Source organism: uncultured Agrococcus sp. (assembly GCF_945915485.1).
Taxonomy (GTDB): Bacteria; Actinomycetota; Actinomycetes; order Actinomycetales; family Microbacteriaceae; genus Agrococcus.
In genome coordinates this window covers 1-13,165 of sequence record NZ_CAMEFJ010000073.1, presented here as the reverse complement: position 1 = coordinate 13,165, position 13,165 = coordinate 1, and the positions used below count along the sequence as shown (strand labels likewise).

Sequence of the window (13,165 nt, the reverse complement as noted above, 5' to 3'; positions counted from 1 at the left end):
CGAGCTCTACTACGGGGTCTAGCTCGATATCAGCGGTTCGTGCACGAGAACGCTTCTGAATTCGCTGTAGTCCGCACGAGTCGGTATCGCTTCTGCGATAACGGTTCGTGCGGACTCTTCTCAGCTCGAGCACGAAGAACGGACGAAGTGACCGACTGCGATAGAACACTGACTCAAGAGTCCGTTTTTCATGAGTGGTCAGTGTTTGGGTTTCCTGACGACATGGGTTTCGTAGAAGCCAGCATCTATTCGAAGAAGAGCCGCTCGAAGACGCGTCGCGCCCTCCTGGTGACCTGCAGATAGTCATCCTCGAGCGTGCTCGCGGCTCCGGCCGGATAAGCGAGGATACGCGCGATCGTTTCGAGGTGCACCCGGTCAAAGGGCAGGACATCGATCGTGCGGGCCTGAGCCAAGGCAAGCGCGTTACGCAGCCGCGACGACAGCATCCATGCGCTCTCCAACGTCGCTTCGTCCTCGACGGAGACGATTTCGGCGCGGCCGAGCGCGCCCAGGGCTTCGAGTGTCGAAGGTGTGCGGAGAGAGGAGAATTCGCCGGCGTGCTGCAGCTGCAGCAGCTGCACGAGCCACTCGACGTCCGAGAGGGAGCCTGCGCCGAGCTTCAAATGTCTCCTCCGGTCGGCGTTCTGCGGCAGTCGTTCGCCCTCGACCCTGGCCTTGATGCGCCGGATCTCACGTGCGTCTTTACCCGTGAACCGTGTCGTGTAACGGAGTGGATCGATGAGCGAGAAGAAGTCCTTCGTGAGCTCGGTGTCACCCACGAACGGTGCTGCACGAAGCAGAGCCTGAGCCTCCCACGTGTCGCTCCAGCGCTCGTAGTACCGCCGATAGCTCTCAAGAGAACGAACGAGCGGCCCCTTTCGACCTTCGGGCCGGAGGCCCGCGTCGAGCTCGAACTTCACGACCGGATCGGTCACGGTGTGATTGATGGCGCGCACGAGCGCTGTTGCACGCTCAGTCGCGGTTTCGTCTCCCCTGCTCACGTACATGACGTCGAGATCGCTGCCGAAACCGACTTCGCTGCCGCCGGTTCGTCCCATTGCGATGATCGCGAATTCGAAGTCACGGTCGCCTCCGTGGAGGAAGAGCGCTGCCTGCAGAACAACCCTGCCGAGTGAAACCAACGCCGCTGCCGATTGCAGCGCGTCCGCGAGCCCGAGCGCGCTTGCCATCGCAGCGCGCAGCAGTTCGCGTCTGCGAAGGCTCTTAAGGGCGTCGCCCGCCTGCTTCTCATCGTCGATATGACGCTTCATGAGGGCGATAGCCTCGTCGAGCAGTGCCTGCTCCGATAACGGCTCCAGCGAATCGGATGCGCCGATCCAGGACGCCGACTGCGGCATGCGTTCCATGAGGCTCGCAATGAGCTTCGAGGTCGACAGCAGGAATGCCAAGCGCTCTGCTGCGACGCTAGAGTCTCGCAACATCGACAGATACCAGGGCGACTCACCGAGCGCCTCGCTCAGCCTGCGGAAGGCCAACAGCCCCGCGTCGGGGTCGGGGCCATCGGAGAACCATTGCAGCAGCACCGGTAGCAGCAGCTTCTGTATCTGAGCTCGACGGGAAACTCCGGATGTGAGCGCCGCAATGTGCGACAGCGCCGTTTGCGCGTCGGCGAAGCCGATCGCGGTGAGTCGGTCGGCCGCCTGTCCGCTCGTCAGTCGCGTGTGCGAGTCCGGCAGCGCAGCCACCGCCGCAAGAAGGGGCCGGTAGAAGATCCGCTGATGGAGCTCACGCACGGCCCTCCGCACCGCGTGCCAGCGCTTCGTGAGCTTGTCGGCGCTCGTCATCCCCACGGAACGGGCGAGGCGTCTGAGGTCTTCCTCGTCAGCGGGCATGAGATGGGTGCGCGACATACGCCACATCTGGATGCGGTGTTCGAGCAGCCGGAGGAACCTGTAGTGTTCGGAGAACTCCTGCCCGTCCTGTCGGCCGATGTAGCCGCCCTCGTCGAGCGCTCGCAGGGCATCCAGAGTTGCCCGCTGCCGAATCGATTCGTCGGCCGCCCCGTGGACGAGCTGCAGCAGCTGCACAGTGAACTCGATGTCCCGCAGCCCTCCCGGCCCCAGCTTCAGCTGCCTATCGACCTCTTCCGGCGCGATGTTGTCGGTAACGCGTTCGCGCATCCGGTGAACAGAGGAAACGAAGTCGTCGCGTGACGACGAGGACCACACGAAGGGCGCGATGGCTTCTTCATAGGCGAGGCCGAGTTGCCTGTCCCCCGCTACGTACCTCGCCTTCAGCAGTGCTTGGAACTCCCAGTCCTTCGCCCACCGGTCGTAGTAGGCGACGTGGGATGCGAGCGTGCGAGTGAGGGCGCCGTCTTTGCCCTCCGGTCGCAGATTCGCATCCACCTCCCACAGGGGCGACTCGACCGCGAGGGCAGAGCATCCGGCCGTCGTCTCGCGCGCGAGAAACTGTGCGATCCTCGCGGCGACGCCTTCATCGAGCTCGTCTTCCGCCCCGTGCACCCAGATGACGTCGACGTCGCTGAGGTAGTTGAGCTCCTGGGCGCCGAGCTTCCCCATGCCGATCACCGCGAACTGGACGCGTTCGACATCAGCCGCTTCGAAGCGGGTCAGCGCCGTTTGGCGCGCGACCGTCAGGGAAGCTTCCAAGGCGGCCGCGGCGATGTCGCTCAGGGCGCTTGCGACCTGCGGTAGGCCGTCGAAGGGATCTCGGTGCGCCAGATCGAACGCGGCGATCTCGATCAACCTTCGTCGATACTCCTGCCGCAAAGCCACGAACGCGTCGTCTCGGTCGAGCCCGACGACCGAATCCTGCAGCAGCTTCCTGTACTCTTCCGCGGATCGCACCGGGCGAGGATGCGCTGCCTCGTTCGATGCGTGCTCGACGCGGATAACGACTTCGGCAAGCCCCTCCGACGCCCCGACCAATCGGATGAGCGCAATCCGCGCGTCATCATCGTCGATCAACTCCTGCGGCATCCCGCGCTCGAGCAACTCGACCGTTCGCCAGACGGCGACGTCGGGGTCGGCTGCGACCGCATAGTCTCCCAGATGTCCGAGCACGCGGTCTCGAATCCAGGCCTCTGAATCCTCGATCCTGGCTGCTGCTGCGCTGGGCTCCGCCAGTTTCGCGGACGCCAGTTGTGCACGCAGTGACTGCTTTCGCATTCGTCGCTACCTATCTGCCGAGGGCTCTTAGAGGTCGCGCCAATAGGGACGGTGGCTGCGATGTGCGGTGCGGCTCCCGTGCTGCGTTGCCGTCGTCGAACGCAGCTCCACTGCGCCCTTCCTCCGCCACCTTGCCCGAAAACCGCACCACGCATCCTCGCTTCATCACCCTATTGGCTTAACCTCTTAGAGCAGATTCAAATTCGAATCGAGCTCCCATGCCGTGACCTGCGCCCTGTAGCGCTGCCAGTCTTCCCGTTTGTTGAGCAGGAAGAACTGGAACACCTGCTCGCCGAGCGTCTCTGCGACGAGTTCGGAGTCCTCCATGAGCTCGAGTGCACGGTTCAGACTCTCCGGCAAGGGAGCGTACCCGAGCGCTTTTCGTTCGAGCCTGGTCAGCGAGGGGATGGCGTCGACGGCCTCCTCCGGAAGCTCGTACTCTTCTTCGACGCCCTTCAGACCCGCCATGAGCAGCACCGAGTACGCGAGATATGGGTTTGCCGCGGCATCCAGCCCTCTGTACTCGATGCGCGCTGATGAGGCCTTCCCCGGCTTCGAAAGAGGGACCCTGACGAGGGCGGATCGATTCAAGTGCCCCCACGAGACATAGCTGGGCGCTTCGTCACCCGCCCAGAGGCGCTTGTAGGAGTTCACGAACTGGTTGGTGACGGCAGTGAATTCGGGGGCGTGGTGCAGAATGCCGGCGAGGAACTGTCTCCCGACTTTCGAGAGCCGGTACTGGGAGCCTGCGGAGTAGAACGCGTTCTGCTCGCCTTCGAACAGCGACAGGTGCGTGTGCATACCGGAGCCGGGATGTTCTGCGAACGGCTTCGGCATGAACGTCGCGTGCACGCCCTCCGCAATGGCGACTTCTTTGACGACCGTCCGGAACGTCATGATGTTATCGGCCGTTGTGAGTGCGTCGGCGTAGCGCAGGTCGATCTCGTTCTGCCCCGGGCCCGCCTCGTGGTGCGAGAACTCGACGGAGATACCGAGATCCTCGAGCATGTGCACACTCTGCCGGCGAAAGTCGTGAGCTGTTCCGCCGGGCACGTTGTCGTAGTATCCGGCTCGATCCGCGGGCTGCGGGTCACCGTTGGCGACACCGCGCAGAAGATAGAACTCGACCTCGGGATGCGTGTAGAACGTGAAGCCGAGATCTGCGGCCTTCTTCAGTGCACGCCGCAGAACGTACCTGGGATCGGCGGCCGCCGGCTGTCCGTCCGGCGTATAGATGTCGCAGAACATTCTGGCCGTGGGAGCCGATTCGCTCCGCCACGGTAGTAGCCGGAACGTCGAGGGGTCGGCCTTCGCGACGACATCCGATTCCTGTGTTCTCGTCATCCCCTCGATGGCCGAACCGTCGATGCCGAAACCCTCTTCCATAGCGGCTTCGACCTCGGCGGGTGCGACTGCGATCGATTTGAGGGCACCGACGACGTCGGTGAACCACAGTCGAACGAAGCGGACATCCCGTTCCTCCAGAGTCCTCAGCACTGAGTCTCGCTGCTTGCTCATTTCGCCCCTTTCCTGCTCCCTCAACAGTAGTGCTCCGCTGAGCGTAGGATGTTTGCATGAGTGAAATCCGATCCGGTGGATCGGCACCTGGCAGCCGAGACGGCCGCAAGCACTGGTGTCGCGGAAGGAATCCGAAAGGATTCCTTCTCCTGAGCTCCAGCGTGCAGGCAAGACAGGGACCATACATGCCCCAACGAACTAGAATCTGGATATGAGTGAAATCCGAGCCTACGGTTCCAGCGCCGGTTCGTCCTCCGGACCCGCTCCAAAACGAATCCGAGTCCGGCACTTCGCGAAAGCGAAGCGCGAAGGGCTGAAGATCACGGGGCTGACGAGTTACGACTACCTCTCAGCATCGATCTTCGATCGCGCCGGCATCGACTTCATGCTCGTCGGCGACTCGGCGGGCAACACCGTCTTCGGGTACGAGACGACGCTCCCCGTGACGGTGGATGAACTGATTCCGCTCGCTTCCGCCGTCGCACGGGGTGCGCAGCGGGCACTGGTGGTGGCCGATCTGCCGTTCGGCTCATACGAGTCGGGCCCGCTCGAAGCGCTCCACACGGCGACGCGCTTCATGAAGGAAACCGGTGTGCACGCTGTCAAGCTCGAAGGGGGCGTGCGCGTGGCCGAGCAGACGCGCCGCATCGTCGAGTCGGGCATCCCCGTGATGGGGCACGTCGGCTTCACGCCGCAGTCTGAGCACGGGCTCGGCGGTCACGTGATTCAAGGGCGCGGCGATGAAGGTGTCCAGCAGCTGCTCGAGGACGCGAAGGCCATTGAGGCAGCAGGAGCGTTCGCGATCGTGCTGGAGATGGTGCCGTCGGAGGCCGCGAAGGCCGTCACCGAGTCGCTCAGCATCCCGACGCTTTCCGTCGGAGCCGGGCCGCACTGCGATGGTCAGCTGCTGGTCTGGACCGACTGGGCGGGCTTCACGACCGGGCGCATCCCGCGCTTCGTCAAGCAATACGCCCAGATCGGCGAGACTCTGGAAGCGGCCGCGAAGGCATTCCAAGAGGATGTGCATACGGGCGCCTACCCGTCCAGCGAGCATGAATACGAATAGCTAAAACTCGCGCTGATAGCAGTCCCTGGCAGACTTGCGGAGGACGGGTAACCGTCGTGGCCCACCGCCCCGGACGGTTATTACGGGTCGGGACGCCGTCTCAACCAATAAAATCCGTCTAGAACCGCAAATCGCGTGCTCGAGATCCTCGACGCGTTCGCGCGCTACGGGTAACCCCTCAGTACCCGAATCGGCGCAGCTGTTTCGCGTCGCCCTGCCATTCCTTGGCGATCTTGACCCGCAGATCCAGGTGCACCCTCGCGTCTACGAGCTTTTCGATCTCGGCGCGTGCGTCCTGACCGATCTGCCGGATGCGTTCGCCGCCCTTCCCGATGACGATGCCCTTCTGGCTGTCGCGTTCGACCCAGAGGTTCGCGAAGACCTCGATGAGTCCGTCCTCTCGTTCGATCGTGTCGTCGACGGTCACGATGATCGAATGCGGCAGTTCATCGCGCGCTTCTTCCAGGGACGCCTCGCGAATGAGCTCCGCGATCCTGTCCGCAGTGACTTCCTCCGTCACCTGCTCATCTGGGTACAGCTTCGGCGATTCCGGCAACAGGTCCGCGATGACGTCGACGAGCTCTGAGACTTGTTCGCCTTGCGCAGCGGACACGGAAATCACGGCGTCCCACTCCCGCAGCGCCGCGACCTCGGTCAGTTGCTGCGCGAGGCGTGCGGGCTTGACGCGGTCGGACTTCGTGACGACTGCGACCTTCTTCGCACGCTCGTTCGTACCGACCTCGTTATCGATGAAACGGTCGCCGGGCCCGATCTCCTCGTCAGCGGGGATGCAAAGACAGACGACGTCCACGTCCGCGATCGTCTCCCGCACCATGCTGTTCAGACGCTGCCCGAGCAGCGTCCTCGGTCGATGCATACCGGGCGTGTCGACGATGACGATCTGGTCGTGCTCGCGTGTCAGGATGCCTCTGATGGTTCGGCGCGTCGTCTGCGGCTTCGATGACGTTATGGCGATCTTCTCGCCCAGCATCGCATTCGTCAACGTCGACTTTCCCGCGTTCGGGCGGCCGACGAACGTGATGAGCCCTGCCCTGAAGTTCATGCCGACTCCATCTTCGTTACCCGGATGCGCCCGGTCTGGCGCCCCTTGCCATCGAGCGTCAGCACTTCGAATCGCAGCCCCTCGTACTCCGCGACATCACCGATTTCCAGTACCTGCCCCAGCAGCTTCTGCACGAGGCCTCCCACCGTGTCGACGTCGTCGTCGTCCAACTCGAGATCGAACGTATCGCCGAGGTCTTCGACGAGGGTCCGCGACGAAACATCGACGACGCGCTCAGCGACGAGCGTTATGTCGTCAACCGCTCTGTCGTACTCGTCCTCGATCTCACCCACGAGTTCCTCGACGAGGTCCTCGAGCGTCACGAGGCCCGCCGTTGATCCGTATTCGTCGACCACCATGGCCACGTGCACCTGCTGCTGCCGCAGGTAGGTCAGCGCGTCGTCGGCCTTCTTCGATTCGGGCACCCAGTGCGCGGGTCGCGCCAGCCCCTTGGCGTACTCGCGCTCGGCGGGTCGCCACACTCTCGACTTCACGACGTCGCGCAGATAGAGGATGCCGACAACGTCGTCGAGATCCTCCCCGACGACCGGGATGCGGCTGAGCCCCTGTTCGAGAAATAGGCGGAGAGCCTCCTCAGCGGTTCCCTCGGCCTCGATCGTCTCCATGTCGGTCCGCGGCACCATGACTTCACGCACCGTCGTCTCGCCGAACTCGAACACCGAGTGGATGAGCTCTCGCTCGTCCTCCTCGATCAGCTGGCGGTCCGTGGCCTCGTCGACCATCGACAGCAGCTGCGATTCGTTGGCGAACGCGTGCGCCCGGGCCCGGCCCGGCGTGATGCGATCACCGATCGCGACGATGAGTTCGGCAAGCGGCCCGAGCACCGTGCGGGTCGTGCGGATGAGCGGTGCCGAGAACATCAGCAGGCTGTCAGGGCGCGACCGGCCGACAGCTCTTGGCGAGGCGCCCACGACGACGAACGACGAGAGCACCATGACGAGCCCTGCAATAAGCAGCGTCCACCACCAGTCGCCGACGAGCGAGTCGACGGCGAGCGTGACGAGGATCGCGGCGAGCACTTCGCTCAGCACTCGGCCGAAGTTGATGGCCATACTGTGCACGGTCATGGCGTCCGCGATCCGCCGCAGCTGTTCGCCGGGGCGACGGGATTTCTCGGACATCTTCTCGAGGTCCGCTCTCGAAACGACCTGCAGTGCTGCGTCACATGCGGCCAGCCATGCGCCGAGACCGATCAACACGGCTGCGATGAGGAAGAACGTGAGCTCAAGCATCGGCGGCGATGAACTCTTTCAGCAGATCATCCTGGAGCGTGAACATCTCCGTCCTCTCCGACTCGTCCGCATGGTCGTAACCGAGCAGATGAAGGACGGAGTGAACCGTCAGGAGGAGTACTTCCTGCATGAAGTCGTGATCCGCCTCCCGCGCCTGCTCAGCGGCGACCTCCGGGCACAGGACGACGTCTCCGAGAAGTCCGGCAGGCGTGGGCTGCTCCGGGGTACCCGGGCGAAGTTCATCCATCGGGAACGACATCACGTCCGTCGGTCCGTCGAGATCGAGCCACTGCACGTGCAGACGCTCCATGGTTTCGGTATCGACGAGGGCGACGCTCGTCTCCGCGGCCGGATGCACGTGCAATGCTGCGAGGCAGAACTCGACGCAACGCACGATCCTGGCTTCGTCGACTTCCCAGCCGGACTCGTTGAGCAGCTCGACGCTCACTTTCTGCCTCTGCGTTCTGTGTGTATCTTCTCTTTCGCCATCTGCCGCTGGTCGTACTCCGTATAAGCGTCGACGATGCGTCCGACCAGGCTGTGCCGCACGACATCCGCGCTCGTGAGGTTCGAGAAGTGGACGTCTTCGATGCCCCGCAGCACCCTGCCCGCCACCTGGAGTCCGCTCGTACCCGCAGGCAGATCCACCTGTGTCGAGTCTCCCGTCACGACCATTTTGGAACCGAACCCCAGTCTCGTGAGGAACATCTTCATCTGCTCCGGTGTCGTGTTCTGTGCCTCGTCGAGCACGATGAACGATTCGTTGAGCGTCCTGCCGCGCATGTATGCGAGCGGCGCAACCTCGACGACGCCGGTCGTGAGCAGTTTCGGCAGAATCTCCGGGTCCATCATCTCGTTGAGCGCGTCGTACAGGGGCCGGAGATACGGGTCGATCTTGTCGGTGAGCGTGCCGGGAAGGAAGCCGAGTCGTTCACCGGCCTCAACAGCGGGCCTTGTGAGAATGATCCGATTCACCTCTTTGCGGTGCAGCGCCTGCACGGCCTTCGCCATCGCGAGGTACGTCTTACCCGTGCCCGCCGGTCCGATGCCGAACACGATCGTGTGCTCTTCTATCGCGTCCGTGTACGAACGCTGCCCCTCGGTCTTGGGCCGAATGACCTTGTTGCCGCGCTGCAGGATGACTTCACCAACCGCATCGTTGAACGACTGCGCGCCTTCTCGCATGTACTGAGCCCCTTCTGTTACCTCTTGCACACCGAGGTCGGTCCCGGACGCCACGAGCGAGACCATCTCGTCAACGAGACGCATAGCCTGTGCGACCTGCTCGTCATCGCCCGTTACCGCGATCTGGTTTCCGCGCACGGTAACGCGAATGAGCGGAAACTCTCTTTCCAAGCGTGTGAGTAGACGGTCTTGAGGGCCGAGCAGTCGCACCATGGCTACGCCGTCGACTTCTCGGACAGCCTCCGATTCAGGCAATATTTCCCTCGCTCAGTTCGGGGCCCGACAGCACGTGCATATGGACGTGGAACACCGTCTGGCCCGCCTTTTCACCATTGTTGAAGACCAGGCGGAAGTCTCCGTTGCCACGCTCAACCGCAATGGGACGAGCCAGCGAGACCATTTCCGCCAGCAGGATCGGGTCACTGGCCGCCAGCTCCTCCACCGTTGCGTACTCGGTGGTTTTGGGAACAACGAGCACATGGCACTGCGCCTGCGGTGCCACGTCTTCGAACGCGATGATGCGGTCGTTCTCCGCAACGATCTTCGCTTCGATCTCTCGGTTGATGATCTTCGTGAACACGCTTTCGTCGCTCATGGCAATAATGCTATCGCTCACCAGCGACCGAGCGCGGGCGAGGCAGCCGCTATTGCTGCGAGGCCGGCCGTGGAAGTGCGCAGCACTTCCTGCCCGAGGCGCGCCCGCTTCGCCCCGGCATCCTCGAGTTCCTGCAGTTCCGACGGCGAAATGCCGCCCTCGGGGCCGACGACGAACGCGGTGCTCCTCTGCTCCAGCGCGTCGACAAGGGGCAGCTCCGACTCGGGATCCAGCACGACGAGCGCCGCAGCCAGGCCACGTAGATCACTCGTGGCGGCAAGCGGGGTCACGTGGGGAATCCACGGGCGAATCGCCTGTTTGGAGGCCTCTGTTGCGGCCGACTGCCATTTCTTGACGCCCTTGGCGGCCCGCTCCCCTCGCCACTGCACGATCGAGCGTTCGGCCTGCCACGGCACGATGGCATCGACGCCGAGCTCCGTCGCGGCTGCAACAGCGATCTCCGATCGCTCTCCCTTTGCGAGCGCCTGCACGAGCGTGATCTGCGTCTTCGGCCGAGGGACCTCACGAGCTGATTCGACGAAGAGTGCCGTCGAGCGCTTGCCGCCCTCGAGCACCGTCGCCTCGGCAAGCGTGCCCTGGCCGCTGGTCAGCATGACACGTTCTCCAGCACGGAGCCGCGCGACTGCAGCGTGTCGCCCTTCCGTCTCGCTCAACTCCACGCGTTGCCCGACTTCGGCCACCGTCAGATCGACGTGGAGGTAGCAGTGCGCCATTAGCGCAGGAAGCGATCCCGGAGCCTCGCGAACAGCCCCTGCTGGAACTTCGCGAGCTTCGGCGCCGGAGCCCCGATGCGCTTCCTGAGATCCTTGACCAGCTCTTGGCTCTTGGTATCGAGCTTGCCGGGCGTCATCAATTGCACGGCGAGCCTGAGGTCCCCGCGCCCAGAGCCGCGGAGCTTCGTAATGCCTCTGCCGGAGACCGTGATGACGTCGCCGGCCATGACGCCGGGCTGCAGTGACACCGTCGCCGGGCCGTCGAGTGCATCGACGGTCGCCGTCGCCCCCAGCATCGCATCGGGAAGCGAAACTTCGAGCGTGCCGAGCAGGTCGTCGCCGTCACGGCTGAAGACATCGTGGTGCTTGACATCGACCTCCAGGTGGAGTGTTCCCGCGGGGCCGCCACCCTCACCGACTTCGCCTTTGCCGGGCAGCTGGATGCGCAGGCCCGTGTCGACGCCCGCCGGCACGTCAACGGGAATGACGTTCTCAGCGCGAACGCGTCCGTGGCCGTCGCATTCCGGGCAGGGATGCGGCAGCACCGTTCCGTGTCCGCGGCAGTGCTGGCACGCCTGCTGCGTCACCATCGTGCCGAGCAGAGAACGCACCTGACGCTGCACGTGCCCGGAACCCTGACACATGTCGCAGGTCTCCTCGCGCGTACCGGGTGCTGCGCACGCACCATTGCAGGTACCGCACAGCACCGCCGTCTGCACCCTGATGTCCTTGTGCGTGCCGAACATCACCTCGTCGAGCGTGAGGCTCAATCGAAGCAGGGAATCCTGGCCGGGCTGCCTGCGAGGGATGGGCCCCTGTGTTCGGCCACCGCCGAAGAACTGACCGAAGATGTCGCCGAAGTCGAATCCGCCCATCCCGGTATCGCCGCCCCGGTCATAGGCGGCGCGCTTCTCCGGGTTCGACAGCACATCGTAAGCGTGATTGACGAGCTTGAAGCGCTCACCGGCCTCCGGTGAAGCGTTGTGGTCGGGGTGCAGCTCGCGAGCCAATCTGTTGTAGGCGCGCTTGATGTCGGTTGCGCTGGCGTCGCGTTCAACACCGAGTGTTGCGTAGTGGTCTGTCATACGTCCTCACTGAGCAGCCGAGAGAGGTAGCGGGCTACCGCTCTGACCGCTGCCATATTGCGTGCGTAGTCCATGCGCGTGGGGCCGACGATGCCGACCCGCGCAATCTCAGTTCCCGACGGCCCGTATGCGCCGGTCACGATCGATGCCTCTTCTATGAACCCGGAGTGCTCTCGGCCGATACTCGCGGCCACTTCCTGCTCCCCGATCGTCATTTCACCGAACAGACGAAGCAATGTTACCTGTTCTTCTATAGCTTCCAGAACCGGCATGATGCTACCGCTGAAATCGCTCTCGGTTCGTACGAGATTGCTCGTACCCGCCACAACCAGTCGGTCTGTAGCGCGCGGCCGCAGCAACAGCCCCACGACGCGTCCTATGCGCGCGGCGGCGTCGGTGACGACCCTTCTTCGTTCCCGGTCTTCAATACCGTGGAGCTCGATGTCGGACTCCCGGTTCTTGACGGCTTCGCTGAAGGATGCGGCAAGGATCCTCCGTTCGGCTTCCGTGATCGTCTCCGCGAGTTCCAGAACGCGCTGTTCTGTCGATCCTGACTCGAGAATCAAGATCACCAGAACCCTTCTATCGGCAACGTCCACGAGTTCCACGCGAGCGGCTGCGGCAACTTCGCGGCCGGGATACTGCACAACCGCAAGCTGGCTCGTCAGTTGCGACAGCAATCGCACTGACCTGTGCAATACGTCTTCGAGGTCACCGGCAGGATCGAGAAAACTGCTGATCGCCTGACGTTGCGCACTCGTCAGACCGTGCGCCCTCTGCAGACGATCGACGAAGAGACGATAGCCCTTATCGGTGGGAACCCGTCCGCTGGACGTGTGAGGAGCGACGATGAGATCCTCGTCCTCGAGGACCGCCATGTCATTGCGAATCGTGGCAGCACTCACGCCGAAGTTGTGTCGATCGACGATGGCTTTCGACCCGACAGGTTCCTTCGTGGAAACATAGTCGTGCACGATCGCGCCCAGGACTTCCAGTCCGCGATCCGAAACCATGCCCCAATACCTCCCCGGTCACACTATTAGCACTCGAACGTCTCGACTGCCAATGCTATCGTGTCCTGCTGGTTCACAGGAACGTAAGAACACAATAGGCTTAGATACATCCCAAGCGTGCATAGCACAGGACGAAAGCCAGAAAGGGCATCATGACCGACCCGACGAACTCGTCGAATCCGAACGACGAGCAGTTCAACAACGAGCAGCAGGGCTCGCAGTTTTCGCCCGCCGCCGACGCACCCGGCTCGGCCCCGCAGACCGATTTCGGCGCGAGTGCTCCTGCCAACGATGACTTCAGCGCACCGGCAGCTCCCGTCGGCGACCAGCAGTTCAACGCACCCGCGGGCGACCAGTACGGTGCTCCTGCGGGCGACCAGTACGGGGCTCCGGCAGGCGGCCAGCAGTTCAGCGCACCCGCTGGCGACCAGTACGGCGCTCCTGCAGGCGACCAGTACGGGGCTCCGGCAGGCGGCCAGCAGTTCAGCGCACCCGCTGGCG

11 protein-coding genes and 1 pseudogene are annotated in these 13,165 nt (G+C 63.5%); 2 read left to right on the top strand and 10 right to left on the bottom strand.

What is annotated here, in order from left to right:
* Positions 1 to 245: 245 nt before the first annotated feature.
* Positions 246 to 3,152 (bottom strand): bifunctional [glutamine synthetase] adenylyltransferase/[glutamine synthetase]-adenylyl-L-tyrosine phosphorylase, encoded by a 2,907-nt coding sequence (locus Q0O95_RS10845; protein WP_293698373.1) that lies wholly within the window; start codon positions 3,150 to 3,152, stop codon positions 246 to 248.
* A 186-nt stretch (positions 3,153 to 3,338) separates the two neighbouring features.
* A complete protein-coding gene (locus Q0O95_RS10840) occupies positions 3,339 to 4,670 on the bottom strand; it encodes a glutamine synthetase family protein (protein WP_293698370.1) in 1,332 nt (443 codons plus the stop codon).
* 211 nt (positions 4,671 to 4,881) lie between these two features.
* On the opposite strand from Q0O95_RS10840, the gene panB reads away from it, so the two are divergent.
* Positions 4,882 to 5,736, top strand: a complete 855-nt coding sequence (panB, locus tag Q0O95_RS10835) for a 3-methyl-2-oxobutanoate hydroxymethyltransferase (protein WP_293698367.1) — start codon at positions 4,882 to 4,884, stop codon at positions 5,734 to 5,736.
* Between the two features lie 178 nt (positions 5,737 to 5,914).
* Here panB and era read toward each other — a convergent pair whose 3' ends face one another.
* From era to hrcA, 8 genes are read right to left on the bottom strand one after another with little or no spacing between them, the layout of a single operon-like run.
* Entirely contained in the window at positions 5,915 to 6,799 is an 885-nt protein-coding gene (gene era, locus Q0O95_RS10830) for a GTPase Era (protein ID WP_293698364.1), read from the bottom strand.
* A complete protein-coding gene (locus Q0O95_RS10825) occupies positions 6,796 to 8,052 on the bottom strand; it encodes a hemolysin family protein (RefSeq protein WP_293698361.1) in 1,257 nt (418 codons plus the stop codon). Before Q0O95_RS10825 ends, era begins: the two co-directional genes overlap by 4 nt.
* Positions 8,045 to 8,500, bottom strand: a complete 456-nt coding sequence (ybeY, locus tag Q0O95_RS10820) for an rRNA maturation RNase YbeY (protein WP_293698358.1) — start codon at positions 8,498 to 8,500, stop codon at positions 8,045 to 8,047. Before ybeY ends, Q0O95_RS10825 begins: the two co-directional genes overlap by 8 nt.
* On the bottom strand, positions 8,497 to 9,450 hold the full coding sequence (locus Q0O95_RS10815) for a PhoH family protein (RefSeq protein ID WP_293698376.1): 954 nt from the start codon (positions 9,448 to 9,450) through the stop codon (positions 8,497 to 8,499). Before Q0O95_RS10815 ends, ybeY begins: the two co-directional genes overlap by 4 nt.
* Positions 9,451 to 9,484: 34 nt before the next feature.
* Complete coding sequence (locus tag Q0O95_RS10810; RefSeq protein ID WP_293698355.1) at positions 9,485 to 9,832, bottom strand: HIT domain-containing protein; 348 nt, start codon at positions 9,830 to 9,832, stop codon at positions 9,485 to 9,487.
* 17 nt (positions 9,833 to 9,849) lie between these two features.
* A complete protein-coding gene (locus tag Q0O95_RS10805) occupies positions 9,850 to 10,566 on the bottom strand; it encodes a 16S rRNA (uracil(1498)-N(3))-methyltransferase (protein ID WP_293698352.1) in 717 nt (238 codons plus the stop codon).
* Positions 10,566 to 11,651 carry a DnaJ C-terminal domain-containing protein gene (locus Q0O95_RS10800; protein ID WP_293698349.1) on the bottom strand — a complete coding sequence of 362 codons (1,086 nt, stop codon included), beginning with the start codon at positions 11,649 to 11,651 and terminating at the stop codon, positions 10,566 to 10,568. The genes Q0O95_RS10805 and Q0O95_RS10800 overlap by 1 nt, the downstream gene beginning before the upstream one ends.
* Positions 11,648 to 12,664: a heat-inducible transcriptional repressor HrcA gene (hrcA, locus tag Q0O95_RS10795; protein WP_293698346.1), complete on the bottom strand. Its 1,017-nt coding sequence runs from the start codon at positions 12,662 to 12,664 to the stop codon at positions 11,648 to 11,650. Before hrcA ends, Q0O95_RS10800 begins: the two co-directional genes overlap by 4 nt.
* 152 nt (positions 12,665 to 12,816) lie before the next feature.
* On the opposite strand from hrcA, the pseudogene Q0O95_RS10790 reads away from it, so the two are divergent.
* Positions 12,817 to 13,165 (top strand): annotated as a pseudogene (locus Q0O95_RS10790) (hypothetical protein); the annotation flags it as partial.